The organism is Pectobacterium punjabense, from assembly GCF_012427845.1.
GTDB lineage: Bacteria > Pseudomonadota > Gammaproteobacteria > Enterobacterales > Enterobacteriaceae > Pectobacterium > Pectobacterium punjabense.
On sequence record NZ_CP038498.1, the window covers coordinates 1,610,099 to 1,626,080 of the forward strand.

The window sequence follows — 15,982 nt, forward strand, 5'->3', positions numbered from 1 at the left end:
TGCCGCAGTGGCGAAATAAAAACCTAGCCATAGATCTTCATGGTAAGGCTAACAGGAGAGTGCAACCCGATGAATTTGCCTATTTCCGCTGTTATTTCATTAGTAATGAGTTCTGCCTGGTGTCTCCCTCTGCATGCTGCCGTGCAGGATAGCTCTCTTGGTATTTATCAATTGATTCAGGAGAGAATGGTGCTCATGAAAGATGTTGCGGGGTATAAGGCTCGTCAACATCTACCCGTTGAGGATCTGAAGCAAGAGGAACGTATTCTGAGTAAGGTGCAAGAGCAATCTGTTGCCGTTGGTTTATTCCCTCAGAGTACACAGCTGTTTTTTACTTCATTAATGAATGCCAGCAAAGCCATTCAGTATCGCTACATGGCGGACTGGCTTGCGACACCGGAGAACGGTTGGACGCCCCTTTCGTTGAACGACACGATCAGACCCACGTTACTCACGATTGACGACCAACTCTTGGTCAGCATTAAACGTTACCTCTCGGATGGCGGGCATTTTGCGCCTCAGCAAGAGGACGCTTTTCTTTCTTCTATTAATGTTGAGCATTTGTCACAGAACGACAAACGCCAGATTTATGCGGCATTGAGTCAAATTGAACCAGACGGCAAGTAGCTGAGTGGGGGGAGAAGACGATGACTTATCAATTATTGAAAGGGAGCGAGCGCGGACATATCGCTGATGCAGCGTACCGCGAACGCTGTAATGTTAATGAAAACATCAGAGTCATGCTGGTGCTGCGTTTTACTATGCCAGATGATGAATATTACACCGAATTGCACGATAGTATCGATCCGCAATTTGGCGGGATCAACGCCAACAGGCCGCTGTCGAGAGCCAGTTATGCCAGAAAATTCAGCGCTGATGAGGCCGATATGGAACATGTCCGTGCGTTTGCACGCCATTATCGGTTATCTATCGAACGTGAACATCCTGCCAGCCGTACCGTCTTTTTAACGGGGAGCGTGGGGCAGATGGAGCAAGCGTTTCGCGTTAGCTTAGCCCGATATGACCACAAACAGGGAACATTTCGTGGGAGAGCGGGAGGGATTTATCTGCCGGAATATTTACAGGGCGTCGTGATTGCCGTACTCGGTCTTGATGACCGTCTGGCAACGAATTGCTGCCTGCATGTGAATGATGCGTTCTCTAATGTGGCAAAACGTCCGTCAGGTTACACGCCGCTAGAACTGGCAGAGCATTATCATTTTCCAGAACATGACGGGGCAGGGCAGTGTATCGGCATTATAGAACTGGGGGGCGGATATCACTTACCGCAGTTGAATCACTATTTTAAACGCATGGGCGTTAACCCACCGCAGATTGTCGATGTTTGTGTCGGTGGTGCTGCGAATGCCCCTACATCGTCAGATGGCGACAAAGAAGTGAACCCCATTGATATTGAAGTACAGATGGATATCGAAATTGCGGGTACGCTGGCACCAGCCGCTAAAATTGTGGTGTATTTTGCCCCGAACACTGATGCTGGGTTTTTAGAAGCGATCAATGCCGCAATCCATGATGAGAGAAATGCACCGTCGGTGATTTCGATTAGCTGGGGTGGCAGCGAGTCGAAATGGACGGCGCAAGCATTACAGGTGTTTAATCAGGCTTTTCAAACGGCGGCGGCATTAGGCATTACGGTATGCGTAGCTTCTGGCGATCAAGGGGCGAGTGATGGTGAACCGCATGGCGTGCATGTGAACTTTCCTGCGTCCAGCCCCTATGTTTTAGCCTGTGGTGGTACGCGATTGCAAAAAATGCAGGAGGAAATCGCGTGGCACAGCCGAGATGGTAGTGCCACGGGCGGTGGCACTAGCCAATACTTCGCATTACCCAGTTGGCAGTTAGGGCTGTCTCTGGTCGATAAATATGGTGGCCAGCACTCCCTGCAATACCGTGGTGTCCCCGATGTCAGCGGCAATGCCGATCCCGAAACGGGCTATCTGGTTGAAGTCAACGGACGGGAAGGCGTGGTTGGCGGAACCAGTGCGGTTGCGCCGCTGTGGGCTGGTTTACTCGCGCGTATGCTCGCGTTGACCGAGTCGGTATCGCTATTTATTCCCCCGTTGCTTTATCGCAATCGTAATAGCTGCAAGGATATCGTGCGGGGAAATAATGGGGCATTTGTCGCTTCTGAAGGGTGGGATGCCTGTACAGGACTGGGGTCGCCAGATGGCGTGAAGTTGCTGAGGCTGTTGAAGCGGCTCGTCAGACTCAATGGTGCGCGGGACGTTGATGATGGGCGATGAGTTTACATTTCAGGGAATAGAGGGGCAGGAGACAAATCATAGTCGGATGAGGTGATTATCGGTGATGTTCATCACAGATCGCCCGACCGTGGTTTGAGTCTACCGCAGTTAGCGGATATAACCCGATAATAAGGACGTGATCGGGCTAAGGCCCGAGCGAAACCTGATACGAAACATGTTGTGTAAACATGTTCGTATCAGGTTTTTTTTTACCTAAATCCAGCCCGGTCGCGTGCCACCCGTAACATCAGTAATGTTTTGCTGACATTATCTCGTTGAGAAAAGGAGAAAAACTGTGAAATACCGTCATCTTAAACGTTTCCCAGAAGGTTTTTTGTGGGGCGCGGCGACATCGGCTTATCAGGTTGAAGGAGCATGGAATGAAGACGGCAAAGGGCCGTCAGTGATTGATGCCCGAACATCTTATCCTGAAGGTACAACGGATTTTAACGTCGCCAGCGACCATTACCACCGTTACAAGGAAGATGTCGCACTGTTTGCCGAGATCGGTTTCAAAACTTACCGCTTTTCTATCGCCTGGAGCCGCATCATTCCTGACGGCAACGGCAAGCTAAATCCAGCGGGCATTGCGTTTTATCATAACCTTATCGACGAGTTGCTGCATTACGGTATTGTGCCGATCGTCACAATGTACCATTTCGACCTGCCGCAGGCGCTACAAGAAAAAGGGGGGTGGTACAACCGTGAAACAGTGGATGCATTTGAGCGTTTTGCTAACGTGCTGTTTGATGAGTATGGCGACAAGGTGAAGTACTGGTTGACCATCAATGAGCAGAACATGATGATTTTGCACGGTTCTGCATTAGGTACGTTAGATCCTACGCTGGAGAATCCGAAGCAGAATCTCTATCAGCAGAACCACAACATGCTGGTGGCACAGGCAAAAGCGATGAATGCACTGCATGAAAAAGTGCCCGGTGCGAAAATTGGCCCGGCACCCAATATCGCGTTGATTTATCCCGCTTCACCGAAGCCCGAAGATGTGATGGCGGCATTCAACTATAACGCGATCCGCAACTGGCTGTATCTGGATATGGCGGTATACGGGCGTTACAATACGGCGGCCTGGCGCTATATGGAAGAAAAAGGGTATACGCCGGAAATTTTGCCCGGTGATATGTATATTCTTGCATCGGCCAAACCTGATTTCATCGCGTTTAATTACTACACATCGCAAACGGTTGAAGCCAGTAAAGGCGACGGTTCAGATGAGATCGCTCGCGGTGGTGACCAGCATCTGAAATCGGGCGAAGAAGGCGTGCATCGTGGCGCAAGCAATCCATTTTTGCAGAAAAATGCCTTTGGCTGGGAAATCGATCCCATCGGCTTCCGCAATACCTTGCGTGAACTACACGATCGTTATCATTTACCCCTAATCATCACGGAAAATGGGTTAGGTGCGTTCGATAAACTCGATGAGAGTGGCGAAATTCATGATGATTATCGTATTGATTATCTACAACGCCACATTGAGCAAATTCAGCTTGCGATTACCGATGGTGTCGATGTCTTCGGCTATACACCGTGGTCGGCGTTGGATCTCATTTCTACTCATCAGGGATGTTCGAAACGCTATGGTTTTATTTACGTTAACCGCGAAGAGTTCGATCTGAAAGATTTGCGGCGTATCCGTAAAAAAAGCGCATACTGGTATGCTGATATTATTAAAAACAATGGGCTGGATAGCTCAGACGTGTAAATGATAACAAAATATGCCTCGGCAATACCATGGTCGAGGCGCTAAACGGCAGGGGAGGCCTACGTGCCTTCCCGTCAGACAGGGCGGCTGGTGCGATGATCATTGAAAAAATACTGAGCAATAACGCCGTGCTGGTGCTGGCAGATGATCGACGTGAAATTGTGGCCATTGGCAAAGGTGTCGGTTTTGGCAAAAAGGTCGGTGACCCTGTCGATCCGCAGCGCATTGAAAGTCAGTTTGTGAAGAAAAGCGACGGTATGGCTGATGTGCTGTCACAACTGCTGGCGGACATTCCTCCTGACTGTCTGACGGTAACGCAGCAGATTATTACGCTGGCGCAAAAAACGCTGCGGCTTGATGTGCAGGACACGCTGTTTCTGGCATTAAGTGACCACATCAACTTCGCTATTCAGCGCTATAAGAAAGGGCAGACGATAAAAAATCTGATGTTGTGGGATATTCGCCAGTTCTATCGCGGTGAATTTGCCGTTGGGCTTGAGGCACTGGAGTTGATTCGCGCCAGACTGGATATCGATTTACCGGAGGATGAAGCGGGGTTTATTGCGCTGCATCTGGCGAATGCGGCGAATAACAGCGATATGCAGAGCACGATGCAAAGTGCGGGTATCATTAAAGATATTTTGACCATCCTAAAGTACGATTTGCATATCACTTTTGATGAACACTCCCTTAATTATCAGCGTTTGGTTACGCACCTTAAGTTCTTCGCTTTGCGTTTATTAAATCGGGAAACGGTAAGCCACGGCGACGACTCTATCTATCAAGGGATTACTGAGCTGATGCCGCGAGCCTATGCCTGCGCAATGAAAGTGTATGACTATGTGGAAAAGAATTACGCCTGCCAACTGACTACCGATGAAATCATGTTTCTGACTATTCATATCAACCGGTTACATCCCTCCCCATCTTAATCACGCCGGCTATCGTGGTAGAGACACCTGCGGAATGAATGGTACAGGCTGAATCTCACGGGTAAGACCACCGTGGATTAACATTCGTGTTACTCTGTTTAGCCATTACGACACCCGTTCGTTATGTAACAAAATGAATGTAAAAACTACTCACTGTTGCTGACATGCTTTCAGCCATAATGTTCTTTCTCGCTATTTGTTAGTGAACCGCATGGGGGTCGTTATGTCAGCCTCGCCGCCGACGTTTTTGACGGTAGATGTACGTCGCTCAGGGTTACGCTTTTCCCAGCGTGTCTACATTCCACGTATTGCCGGTACGATATTGTGTTCTCTCTTTATATCCTCGGTGCTGATGACCAAGCCTACGCCGGTGATATTATGGGGACTGCTTTTTCTCAATGTTTTTGCCTGGCCTCATCTGGCTTACATGTTATCCCGACGGTCTCGTGACCCTATGCGGCGCGAGAAACGCAATCTATTGATTGATGTGGTATTTGGTGGCATCTGGATAGGGTTTATGGGCGTAAACCTTTTGCCCAGCGCGCTGATTGTTGCGATGGTTGGAATGAACGGCACAGCTGGCGGTGGTATCAAGCTGTTTGTTCAGGGCATTGTATTACAGTGTGTCACCAGCGTATTGGTTCTTGCGCTATTTGCCGTACCTGTCTCACTGGAGACGACGCCGATACAGCTTTATGCCTGTCTGCCTATGTTGCTGATCTACCCGATTTCTCTGGGCTATGTGACCTACACTACCGCGTTGAAACTGGCGGAACACAAACGTATGCTGATGGAAGTCAGCATTCATGACGGTATGACCAACCTCTATAACCGCCACCATTGGGAACACCTGCTGAAACATGAGTATGACATTTGTCAGCGTTATAAGCGGACGGCGACGTTGATTCTGTTCGATATCGATCATTTTAAAGCGTTTAACGATAACTATGGGCATAACGTCGGCGATCAGGCGATATTGCTGCTGGCACGTGAATTAACGTCCGGTTTTCGGGAAACGGATGTGATTGGGCGATTCGGTGGGGATGAGTTTGCCGTTATTTTACCGCAAACCCGTGCAGGGGACGCACTGGATGCGGTGAATCGTATTCGAGAAAGCCTATCGTTGAAGTTCCTCAACCAGACTCCTCAACTGGCGGTTTTTGTCAGTGTTGGCATTGCGGAAATTTCGCCGGATATGGGGCAGTACATTGACTGGTTAAAAGCGGCGGATATGGCGCTCTATCGGGCAAAAAATAAAGGTCGCCGCCGAACCGAAGTGGCCTGAGTGGATAAGATAGTCGCTTGATATGTGGTTATTTTTCCGCGGTGATATAGAAAAGCCCTTATGCCATAGAGAGGGGGATAAGGGCTTTATCTTGTTTATTCCACGGTTTTTTGTGGCGTCAATCGAACTGCTTGCGAGTGTGATAAATCAGACCACAATCGCGTATTAATGCGGCAATGCTTCTTTTGGGTGCAGTCCCAGGTTGCCCGGAGACGGCTCACCTTTCACCTCGCCGAGATACAGGCCGATCTGAGCACGGAACGATTCTACCGCCGCCCGATCGCTCATGAAATCGGCAAAGGCTTGTGGACTCGTATTTTTATATTCCCAGATAGGTTTATAGCCAGCGGGCGGTGCTACGTCAGTACGAACCGACCACATATACCAGACATTGCTCTGCGTCTCTTTATCCAACAGCCAGCTCAGGTACAGCTTGGCGCTTTCCGGGTGTTTAGCCTGTTTGAAAATGGCTGCACGTTGTGCCCAAGAGACGAACGGATCGCTTTTAGGCAGAACGAAGCGCGAATTCGCGTTTTGATCGGGAGCAAGCGCGCCGTCGGTTGAGAATGTCGCCGCAGATTTACCGCTTTCCACATCATCTGCGGGAGCCTGCGTACCACGCACGTAAACCGGATTCTGTTCTTTGAATTTAGCAACATACTCCCAGCCGTATTTATCCACGACCTGCTTGAACCAGAACAGTACGGCGTCGTCATCGTTCGGGTAGGTCAAGACAATGCTGCCTTTCAGATCGGGCCGCAGGTAATCATTCGCTTCTGTCGGCCAGGCATTTTCGGCAATCAGCTTGGTATTGACTACGTTGCTAAACGCATCGACAAACACGCCGGTCCAGGCACCGTCTTTATCTTTAAACGCTGGGTACACTTTGTCCCAGCCAATAGGTTTGTAACTCAGCAGCACGCCTTCTTTCTTCCAGCGCGGGTAATCTTGCAAGGTTTGTAGCTGTACCACATCTGGCACGAGCGTATTGGTTTCTAACTGGTTATCAATACGGGCATCGTGGAATTTACTGTAGTCCACAATGACGTTGAGTTTCATGCCCGGAAAGCGTTTCTCAAATGCCTGTTTGATGCCATCCTGCTGACCCGGGGTGTCACCGCCCGCGTAGACGGTCACAATACCGCCTTCCCGTAACGCGTTTTGATAAAGCTCGTTAATCGGGCGTTTATCGGCTTCTACTGCCGCATAGCTGGTCGCTGCCGTCGCCATCAGCGCCGTAAATGCGACCACCTGTTTTAGTTTAAACATCGATTCCTCCTGAATGAGAGCCGATATCTACCGATGCACTCTTTATCCTTTGCGGCTGTTGCCAGAATAAGAAGGCATAAGCAGAATCATTAGAATGATTATCAAATTATTTAATTTGTTTGATATTCATTTTCCTGCTGACTTAATCGTTAAATCGCCATTTGTCAGAAGGTTTTTGTATGTTATCCGGTTGTGAATAATGTGAAATAAGAAAAAATTGAGATTTTAATTCAAAAAAAATGAATTAAAAGTTGGCGTCAAAGAAAGCAGAATAACGCGGAATTACGACGATATTTAGGCCGCCAAGCGACCTAAAATCGGATGGATTAAAGCGAGGAGGTCGTGCCGTCAAACGGGTCCATCAATAGAAACGTGCACTCGGCACGCTGGTGGCTATTTATCATAGGAACCAGACGCTGGAAGTGTTCAGTCTGGCAGTGAATGTCTAGTGCGGCTCTATCCGGCCAGGTTTCGATAAAGGTGAAATGCCCCGGATCTTTCTGATTGATAAAAAGCGCATAGGATATGCACAGCGGCTCTTGTCGCGTTTTCTCTACTAATTCTCGGTACAGCGGCATGACTGCCTCAATGCTCTCTGGCTTAATAAAATCCTGCGCGATGACTTGAAGCATAAAATGGGTCTCCTTACTTATTGATCCGGCTAACTAAATGGCTCGTCTAGCCACGCTGCTGCTTTTCGCTCTGTTCCGCGCCGTTTCCCTGCCGGTAGGCGAGCGATACCATCAATGATTGCACCAGACACAGTGTGGCAGACTGTGAACGGAACGCATCAACCTGTGCTTCCTTCACCACAAAACAAACGTCGCTGAGCGTTGCCAGCGGGCTGATCTGGCTGTCGGTAATCACGATTTGCCGCGCGCCAGCTTTTGCTGCCATCTCGCTAACCATCACGGTTTCCTGTGAATAGGGTGAGAAGCTGATAGAGACCACCACATCGCGTGAGTTAACTCGGCTAAGCTGTTCGCGAAACATACCTCCCAGGCCGTTTACCAGAATCGCACTGCTTTCCAGATGGCTGAGCGCATAGGTGAGGTAAGTGGCAACGCTGAACGAGCGCCGTAGTCCCACGATATAGATCGTGCCTGCCTGCGCCAGCAGATCAACGGCTTTTTGCAGATCCTCTTGCGGAGTTCGTGCTGCCAGCTGTTGCATTGCCTGTGCATTTGAGCGGGCAAATTCATGCAGAATATCCAACGGCGTTTCTGGCACCGCATCGGCTTCCATCGCACGAAACAGCCGCGCGCGGTCAGTATAGCTGGCCGTTTCCTCTACCAGATTCATACGGAACAGTTGTTTCATTTCGTTGAACCCGCTGAAATCAAAGGCGTTGGCGAAGCGAATTAACGTTGAGGGAGGAACATCCGCGCGTTCGGCGATCGTTGCGACGGTATCGAACGCGATACTGTTGGTATTATCCAGCACATAATGCGCGACCTGCTGTAGCCGCTTGCTAAGCGAATCATAACGCTCGCGGATCTGTTCCTGTAACTCTCTCAGGCTGGTTGCCATGGGCATATCGGGTTATCTCCCAAAGTCTCATATCACAATTCTGCTCGGCTTCCGTCATGCCTTCCATGGCCGCACCTGAAACGGAACAGAAAATTCATTTCTGTATACGGCTGTTTTATCTGTACGACATTTCTGACGGCACACCTTTTAGGAATCCGGCTATTTTCAGAGGCTGCTCGCCTGTCTTTATGGACAGCCATATTCAAGTTTACCTAAAAATTCGCAGCGGATCACAATAATCAACATTTATTTTATTTTTTCATTAAATGGAATATTCATTTCATATACTGTAATTCGATATCAGCCGTTTGTCTCCTCAAAACCCACAAAGGTGTAAACATGGAAACCGTATCTAGCTTCATTCAGGGGGCGATTGTCTCCAGCAGCAGCCAGCGCTACGCTGCGGTGTATAACCCGGCGACGGGCGAGCAGATTCGCCAGGTTGTGATGTCTGATAAGGCGGAAGTCGAGCAGGCCATTGCCAGCGCGGCGGCGGCATTTCCTGCGTGGTCAAAACACTCTCCGCTACGCCGTGCGCGCGTTTTATTTCGCTTCAAGGCGCTGCTGGAAGAGCGCATGGATACGCTGGCTCGGCTGATTTCACAAGAGCATGGCAAGGTTTATTCCGATGCCGTGGGCGAGGTGACACGCGGGCTGGAAGTTGTTGAGTTTGCCTGCGGTATTCCGCATCTGCAAAAAGGGGAACATTCGGCAAATGTTGGCACCGGTGTGGATAGTCACTCGCTCATGCAGCCGCTCGGCGTGTGCGTCGGGATTACGCCGTTTAACTTCCCGGCGATGGTGCCCATGTGGATGTTCCCGATTGCGCTGGCGACGGGTAATACGTTTGTGCTTAAGCCGTCAGAAAAAGATCCGTCGCTCTCGCTGCTGTTAGCGCAATTGTTGAAAGAAGCAGGCCTGCCGGATGGCGTGTTTAACGTCGTTCAGGGCGACAAAGAAGCGGTGGATGTGTTGTTGACCGATCCGCGCGTGCAGGCGGTGAGCTTTGTGGGATCAACGCCAGTGGCGGAATATATCTATCAGACTGCATCGGCGCACGGCAAACGCTGTCAGGCGCTGGGCGGGGCGAAAAACCACTGCATTCTGATGCCAGATGCCGACATGGATATGGCTGCCAGCGCGATTATGGGCGCGGCGTTTGGTGCGGCGGGGGAACGCTGCATGGCGCTGTCGGTAGTGGTGGCGGTGGGGGATGACACGGCAGAGGCGCTGCATCAGCGCCTGAGCGCACAGATCAAAGCGATGCGCGTTGGGCCGGGCTTGGTGGATGGGCAGGAAAATGAAATGGGGCCGGTGATCAGCGCGCCACATCGGGCGAAAATTGCCGACTATATTCAAAGTGGTGTCGATCAAGGGGCGACGCTGCGTATTGATGGCCGCACGCTGTCCGTGCAGGGGCACCCGCAAGGCTACTTTATCGGGCCGACGCTGTTCGATAACGTCACGCCGGAGATGAAAATCTATCAGGAAGAAATTTTTGGTCCGGTGCTATCCGTTGTACGCGTGCCGGATTATCAGACGGCGGTGACGCTGATTAACAACCATGAATACGGTAACGGCACGGCGATCTTTACCCGCGATGGCGAAACGGCGCGACAGTTCTGTGAAGAGGTGCAGGCGGGTATGGTCGGCGTGAACGTACCGATTCCAGTGCCAATGGCATTCCACAGCTTCGGCGGCTGGAAGCGCTCCATTTTTGGGCCGCTGAATGTCCACGGCAATGACGGTGTGCGCTTCTATACCCGGATGAAAACCGTCACCAGCCGCTGGCCCGCCAGCGTCCGTCTGGAACACCACACCAGCAGCTTCGTCATGCCTACGCTGGAGTGAGGATTTGACCGCTAACGGGTGGTGAAAATAGTGCACCGGTTTTGTTCTGCTGGCGTTAAAAATTATGCTGAGGTAGGTGCGCCGCCGAAAGAGCGACAAGGATGTCGCGAAAGCCAGTGCCGCGGAGGGACCGCGTCACTGGCGGTTCGGATGACGGCGACACATACCGAAGGGCCCGCGTAGCGGCATAATTTATCGCCATAAGCCTGGGTTCTCAGGGCGGCGGCGATTGAGCGCCCTGAGTCGGGCGCGTGCTACAACGTAGCATAAGAATGGCTAAATTTTCGCGCACGAAATGCTCGCTGAATATACATAGTTCATTATAGAAATCAGATCCTTATTTAAGGAGTAGCTCAATGGATACGTGTCGCATCACCATGGCGCAAGCGCTGGTCAGGTTTCTCAATCAGCAATACATCAGCGTAGACGGTGAAGAATCCCCTTTTGTGCAGGGCGTCATGACCATTTTTGGTCACGGTAATGTGCTAGGCATCGGTCAGGCATTAGAGCAGGAAGCGAACCGCCTTACCGTACATCAGGGGTGCAGTGAGCAGGGAATGGCACACATTGCCGTTGGGTTTGCTAAACAACACAAACGGCGGAAAATCTATGCGGTGACTTCTTCTGTAGGGCCAGGAGCGGCGAATATGGTGACCGCTGCGGCGACCGCCACCGCCAACCGCATTCCCGTGCTGCTTCTCCCCGGCGATCTCTTCGCCTGCCGCCAGCCGGACCCTGTGTTGCAGCAGGTCGAGCAGTACCACGATCTGTCTATTAGTACCAATGACTGCTTTAAACCGGTTTCTCGCTATTGGGATCGTATTAATCGCCCTGAACAACTGATGAGTGCACTGATTAACGCCATGCGCGTGCTGACCGATCCGGCAGACACCGGCGCGGTAACGTTGTGTTTACCACAGGATGTACAGGCAGAAGTCTGGGACTATCCTGCATCGTTTTTCCGCAAGCGTGTCCACCACCTCGAACGGCGTCCGCCGGATGCGGCACGTCTGGATGCTGCTGCTGCGCTGATTGCGAGAAAACGCCGCCCTATGCTGATTTGCGGTGGCGGCGTTCGTTATTCTGGTGCCCATAATGCGCTAGCGCAGTTTGCTGAACAGTTTGCGATTCCGTTTGGTGAAACCCAGGCGGGCAAGGGGGCAGTGGTTTCATCGCACCCGCTGAACTGTGGTGGTATTGGTGTTACGGGCGGACTGGCGGCAAATCGGCTGGCGCAAGAAGCGGATCTGATTATCGGTGTCGGAACACGTTTAACCGACTTTACCACGGGTTCCAAGTCACTGTTTCAGAACCCAGAGGTCGAATTTCTATTACTCAACGTTGCCGAATTTGATGCGCTCAAACTGGACGCGCAGCCCTTGATTGCTGACGCGCACATCGGGCTGGTGGCGCTGGCAGAGCGGCTGGCGATGGCGTCGTATCGTAGTGGCTGGCAGCAGGCTATCGAACAGGCGCGTGCGGAATGGAACGACGAGCTACAGCGGCTGTTTACGGTACAGGATAAGGGGGAACTGGTGCCAGAAGTGGTGGATGGTCTGGAAGACAAGCTGGATGAATACCGTCAGATGCTGAATACCCACCTGACGCAAACGCGGGTGCTTGGCATACTGAATGAGGAGCTGGAGGATAATGCGATTGCGGTTGGCGCGGCGGGCTCCCTGCCGGGTGATTTACAGCGCGTGTGGCAGGTGAAAACGCCGGACAGCTATCATCTGGAATATGGCTACTCCTGCATGGGATACGAGATTGCGGCGGCGATTGGCGCACGTCTTGCGGCACCGCAGCAGCCCGTTTATGCGATGCTCGGTGACGGTTCCTATCTGATGCTTCACACCGAACTGCAAACGGCGGTACAAGAAGGTATCAAAATCACTGTACTGCTGTTCGACAACGCGGGTTTTGGTTGTATCAACAACCTGCAAATGAGTCAGGGAATGGGCAGCTTCTGTACGGAAAACCGCTACCGTGATGTGGAGTCGGGGCAGCTGCGCGGTGCGCTTATTCCGGTGGATTTCGCCAAGAACGCGGAAAGTTACGGCTGCAAAGCGTGGCGGGTGCATGATGAAGCCTCGCTCAGGCAGGCGCTGACGGAATCACGCCAGCATGCAGGGCCGGTGCTGCTTGATATCAAGGTGCTGCCGAAGACTATGACGCATGGTTATGAATCCTGGTGGCGCACCGGCACGGCGCAAGTTGCGGATAATCCAGAGATTGAGGCTGCGGCCAATAACGTGAAAGCCGCGCTCTCCCGCGCACGCCAGTACTAGGTGAATTTCCCTATGTCACTGTCTCTTAGTCGCATTATTTATGAAAACTAAGAGACGGTTTCGTGCGCGATAGTACCGTCACTTTCATGTTACCCCGTAGCTCGCGCCCGACAAGGGACGGCTCAAACGCCGCTCGCCCCTTGACCCCAGGCTTTTTGGCGGAAATTATGCCGCTGACGCGGTTCCTTCGTCGGTATCAGGCTTAACGGACCGCTTGCGACACGTTTACTCGCCCCATAAATGGGACTCGCCCTTCGGGCCAGCACAAGTGCTGTTCAAAAACGTCTCTGACGTTTTTGTCCGACGTGGCGCAAGCTTGAGCCGCGTCCATGCGGCTCATCCTAAGCCTGCTATCTCCTCAGCATAATTTTTTACGCCGTAGTATAAGGGCAAAACCCTTGATGACTCCTGTAGTTGTATCTCCGAGAGTGTTCAATGCAGTGGGAGGTAATGAGTTGAAACATCCATTTCATTTTCAAACCGCGGTTTCATTTTTCCCTTCTTTTTACGCCAGCGCCTGAGCGATCCCCCTGATAGGCATGTATACCCCACAAACGTTCTCACAGGATGTGTGATTGGGGTTGCAGAAAACAGTGAAGATGTCATGAAAATGTTAACTGACGCGCAAAAACATAATTTTCAATTTATACAAAATTGAAATAAATGTTTTATTTTAGCTATCAGGATTTGCGGTAAAAAGTGAGTGATGGGGCTGGAGAGAATGAAATTCACCGTCATCCCGTCACTTTATCAGTCTGGCGTTAACTATCACTCAGGCAGCAAGGGAGAAACTATGTTTAACATCGCTTTACTGGGCGCTGGCCGCATCGGTCAGGTTCATGCAGTGAACATCGCGGCACACAAAGAAACCAACCTGTACGCGGTGGTCGATCCCAACCCAACCAATGCCACGGCGCTGGCAGAACGTTACCATACCAAAGTCCAAACTGTTGATGAGGTCATGAACGATCCGGCCGTGCATGCCGTTCTGATTGCTTCCGCGACTGACACGCACGCTGACCTGATTGAGTTAGCCGCAAAACACGGCAAGGCCATTTTCTGTGAAAAACCGGTACATCTGGATATTGCCCGCGTTCGCGACTGCCTGACCGTTGTCAAACAGCAGAACGTGCCATTGTTTGTGGGCTTCAACCGCCGTTACGACCCACAATTCCGCCGTGTCAAAACGCTGGCAGGTGAAGGCAATATCGGCAAACCGGAATCCCTCCTGATTATCTCTCGCGATCCTTCTCCACCGCCTGCTGAGTATGTCCGCGTTTCCGGCGGTATGTTCCGCGATATGACGATTCATGATTTCGATATGGCACGCTTCATTATGGGCGAAGAGCCGGTGTCGGTCTTTGCACAAGGCAGCAATCTGGTCGATCCGGCGATTGGTGAAGCGGGCGACATCGATACCGCATTTATCGTGCTGAAATTCGCCTCTGGCGCGATGGCGACCATCGTCAACAGCCGCCGTTCCGGCTATGGCTACGATCAGCGCCTCGAGTTGCACGGTGCGAAAGGCGTACTCAGCGCGGGCAATATCCGTGAAAACGTGGTCGAGCAGTGGACCGACGACGGTTGTCTGGCAGCGAAACCTGAATATTTCTTCCTGCAACGTTATCACGCGGCCTATGCAGCGGAGTGGCAGCACTTTGTCGAGGTCTTGCATGGTCGCACGCAGCCGGAGTGCTCCGGTCTGGACGGTGAGCGTGCGCTGAATCTGGCGGATAAAGCCTTTGAATCCCTGGCTCAAGGCAAGGAGGTCGCCGTGTAACCCTATCGGCACACCGCGTGTTACCTGCTTTCAACCCTACACCCATACCCATAACAGAAGCAGATGAAGAGAAAAGACATATGAAAAAGATCATCAGCGTTTCCGCAATCGCCATCGCACTGGGTCTGTCTGGTTTTGCTCAGGCCCAAAATGAACAAATCGTTTTCAGTACGCCGAATCTCGCTATGCCGTTTGAAGTTCACATGCAGCGCACCGCCGTCAAAGCCGCCAAAGAATTGGGCGTGAATTTGCAAGTGCTGGATGGACAGGGTAGTTCGCCGAAGCAGGCAGCCGATTTAGAAAATGCCATCACGCGTGGTGCACAGGGCTTTGTTGTGTCACCGAATGACGTCAACGCAGTTTCCAGCGCGGTGACCGAAATTCAGGATGCCAAGCTGCCCGTGGTGACGCTGGATCGTTCGGTAAAAACGGAAAAAGCAGTGCCGCACTTTGGTGCCAATAACTATAAAGGCGGTCAGGCGATTGCTGACTATGTCAAAACCAAATTCCCAGATGGTGCAGAGATCATTCTGCTGACCGGTCAACCGGGTTCGTCTTCTAACATCGAGCGTACGCAGGGGATTCGCGACAGCCTGAAAGCGGGTGGCAGCAAATACCACATCGTCGCGGACCAGACGGGGAACTGGATGCGTTCCGAAGGGATGCGCATCGTGGAAAGCGTTTTTCCTTCGCTGCCTAAACGCCCGCAGGTGATCCTCTCTGCGAATGACGACATGGCGCTGGGCGCGATTGAAGCGTTGCAAGGGCAAGGTCTGAAACCCGGCGACGTGATGGTGACCGGCTTTGACGCCGTGCCGGAAGCGCTGGCTCGCGTACGTGACGGCTGGCTGGCGGTTACCGCCGATCAGCGTCCAGGCTATGCGGTGACCACTGCGTTAACGCAGTTAACCAATAACATCCGCAGTAAAGCGCCGATCACCGGGGCAGACTACCAACCGACCATGATTACCAAAGATAACCTGAACGATGCCGAGCGCATTGGCGAAGCGGGTAAATAAGTCGTTTTCTACGTAATCAATAAAGGTATTCAGCAGGCCGCGTT

Annotated in this window: 12 protein-coding genes; 9 read left to right on the forward strand and 3 right to left on the reverse strand. The window is 51.7% G+C overall.

The annotated features are described in order from the left end of the window. Positions 1 to 69: 69 nt before the first annotated feature. The 5 genes from E2566_RS07200 to adrA all read left to right on the forward strand — a co-directional run bounded on the left by E2566_RS07200 (position 70) and on the right by adrA (position 6,201). Complete coding sequence (locus E2566_RS07200; protein WP_107169891.1) at positions 70 to 627, forward strand: chorismate mutase; 558 nt, start codon at positions 70 to 72, stop codon at positions 625 to 627. A gap of 20 nt (positions 628 to 647) precedes the next feature. Beyond that, positions 648 to 2,264 (forward strand): S53 family peptidase, encoded by a 1,617-nt coding sequence (locus tag E2566_RS07205; RefSeq protein ID WP_107169892.1) that lies wholly within the window; start codon positions 648 to 650, stop codon positions 2,262 to 2,264. Positions 2,265 to 2,559: 295 nt separating this feature from the next. Then, positions 2,560 to 3,984 (forward strand): glycoside hydrolase family 1 protein, encoded by a 1,425-nt coding sequence (locus tag E2566_RS07210; protein WP_107169893.1) that lies wholly within the window; start codon positions 2,560 to 2,562, stop codon positions 3,982 to 3,984. A 95-nt stretch (positions 3,985 to 4,079) separates the two neighbouring features. Further along, a complete protein-coding gene (licT, locus tag E2566_RS07215) occupies positions 4,080 to 4,916 on the forward strand; it encodes a BglG family transcription antiterminator LicT (RefSeq protein ID WP_107169894.1) in 837 nt (278 codons plus the stop codon). Between the two features lie 223 nt (positions 4,917 to 5,139). Then, on the forward strand, positions 5,140 to 6,201 hold the full coding sequence (gene adrA, locus E2566_RS07220; RefSeq protein ID WP_107169895.1) for a diguanylate cyclase AdrA: 1,062 nt from the start codon (positions 5,140 to 5,142) through the stop codon (positions 6,199 to 6,201). Between the two features lie 165 nt (positions 6,202 to 6,366). Here the strand turns inward: adrA and E2566_RS07225 are convergent, their stop codons facing one another. The 3 genes from E2566_RS07225 to E2566_RS07235 all read right to left on the reverse strand — a co-directional run bounded on the left by E2566_RS07225 (position 6,367) and on the right by E2566_RS07235 (position 9,006). Then, positions 6,367 to 7,470: an ABC transporter substrate-binding protein gene (locus E2566_RS07225; protein WP_107169896.1), complete on the reverse strand. Its 1,104-nt coding sequence runs from the start codon at positions 7,468 to 7,470 to the stop codon at positions 6,367 to 6,369. Between the two features lie 326 nt (positions 7,471 to 7,796). Beyond that, a complete protein-coding gene (locus E2566_RS07230) occupies positions 7,797 to 8,102 on the reverse strand; it encodes a putative quinol monooxygenase (RefSeq protein ID WP_107169897.1) in 306 nt (101 codons plus the stop codon). Positions 8,103 to 8,148: 46 nt separating this feature from the next. Next, positions 8,149 to 9,006, reverse strand: coding sequence for a MurR/RpiR family transcriptional regulator (locus tag E2566_RS07235; protein ID WP_107169898.1), 858 nt, complete (start codon positions 9,004 to 9,006; stop codon positions 8,149 to 8,151). A 333-nt stretch (positions 9,007 to 9,339) separates the two neighbouring features. On the opposite strand from E2566_RS07235, the gene E2566_RS07240 reads away from it, so the two are divergent. The 4 genes from E2566_RS07240 to E2566_RS07255 all read left to right on the forward strand — a co-directional run bounded on the left by E2566_RS07240 (position 9,340) and on the right by E2566_RS07255 (position 15,938). Beyond that, positions 9,340 to 10,851, forward strand: coding sequence for a CoA-acylating methylmalonate-semialdehyde dehydrogenase (locus E2566_RS07240; protein ID WP_107169899.1), 1,512 nt, complete (start codon positions 9,340 to 9,342; stop codon positions 10,849 to 10,851). A gap of 356 nt (positions 10,852 to 11,207) precedes the next feature. Further along, entirely contained in the window at positions 11,208 to 13,139 is a 1,932-nt protein-coding gene (gene iolD, locus E2566_RS07245; protein ID WP_107169900.1) for a 3D-(3,5/4)-trihydroxycyclohexane-1,2-dione acylhydrolase (decyclizing), read from the forward strand. 793 nt (positions 13,140 to 13,932) lie between these two features. After that, positions 13,933 to 14,919 carry an inositol 2-dehydrogenase gene (gene iolG, locus E2566_RS07250; RefSeq protein ID WP_107169947.1) on the forward strand — a complete coding sequence of 329 codons (987 nt, stop codon included), beginning with the start codon at positions 13,933 to 13,935 and terminating at the stop codon, positions 14,917 to 14,919. Positions 14,920 to 14,999: 80 nt separating this feature from the next. Further along, positions 15,000 to 15,938 carry a substrate-binding domain-containing protein gene (locus E2566_RS07255; RefSeq protein WP_107169901.1) on the forward strand — a complete coding sequence of 313 codons (939 nt, stop codon included), beginning with the start codon at positions 15,000 to 15,002 and terminating at the stop codon, positions 15,936 to 15,938. Positions 15,939 to 15,982: the final 44 nt, after the last annotated feature.

Excerpts from the sequence above, each read along its gene's own strand:
- iolD (WP_107169900.1), top strand. The coding sequence starts at position 11,208 with ATGGATACGTGTCGCATCACCATGGCGCAAGCGCTGGTCAGGTTTCTC.
- iolG (WP_107169947.1), top strand. The coding sequence starts at position 13,933 with ATGTTTAACATCGCTTTACTGGGCGCTGGCCGCATCGGTCAGGTTCAT.
- E2566_RS07230 (WP_107169897.1), bottom strand. The coding sequence starts at position 8,102 with ATGCTTCAAGTCATCGCGCAGGATTTTATTAAGCCAGAGAGCATTGAG.
- E2566_RS07200 (WP_107169891.1), top strand. The coding sequence starts at position 70 with ATGAATTTGCCTATTTCCGCTGTTATTTCATTAGTAATGAGTTCTGCC.
- adrA (WP_107169895.1), top strand. The coding sequence starts at position 5,140 with ATGTCAGCCTCGCCGCCGACGTTTTTGACGGTAGATGTACGTCGCTCA.
- E2566_RS07205 (WP_107169892.1), top strand. The coding sequence starts at position 648 with ATGACTTATCAATTATTGAAAGGGAGCGAGCGCGGACATATCGCTGAT.
- E2566_RS07235 (WP_107169898.1), bottom strand. The coding sequence starts at position 9,006 with ATGCCCATGGCAACCAGCCTGAGAGAGTTACAGGAACAGATCCGCGAG.
- E2566_RS07225 (WP_107169896.1), bottom strand. The coding sequence starts at position 7,470 with ATGTTTAAACTAAAACAGGTGGTCGCATTTACGGCGCTGATGGCGACG.
- licT (WP_107169894.1), top strand. The coding sequence starts at position 4,080 with ATGATCATTGAAAAAATACTGAGCAATAACGCCGTGCTGGTGCTGGCA.
- E2566_RS07240 (WP_107169899.1), top strand. The coding sequence starts at position 9,340 with ATGGAAACCGTATCTAGCTTCATTCAGGGGGCGATTGTCTCCAGCAGC.
- E2566_RS07255 (WP_107169901.1), top strand. The coding sequence starts at position 15,000 with ATGAAAAAGATCATCAGCGTTTCCGCAATCGCCATCGCACTGGGTCTG.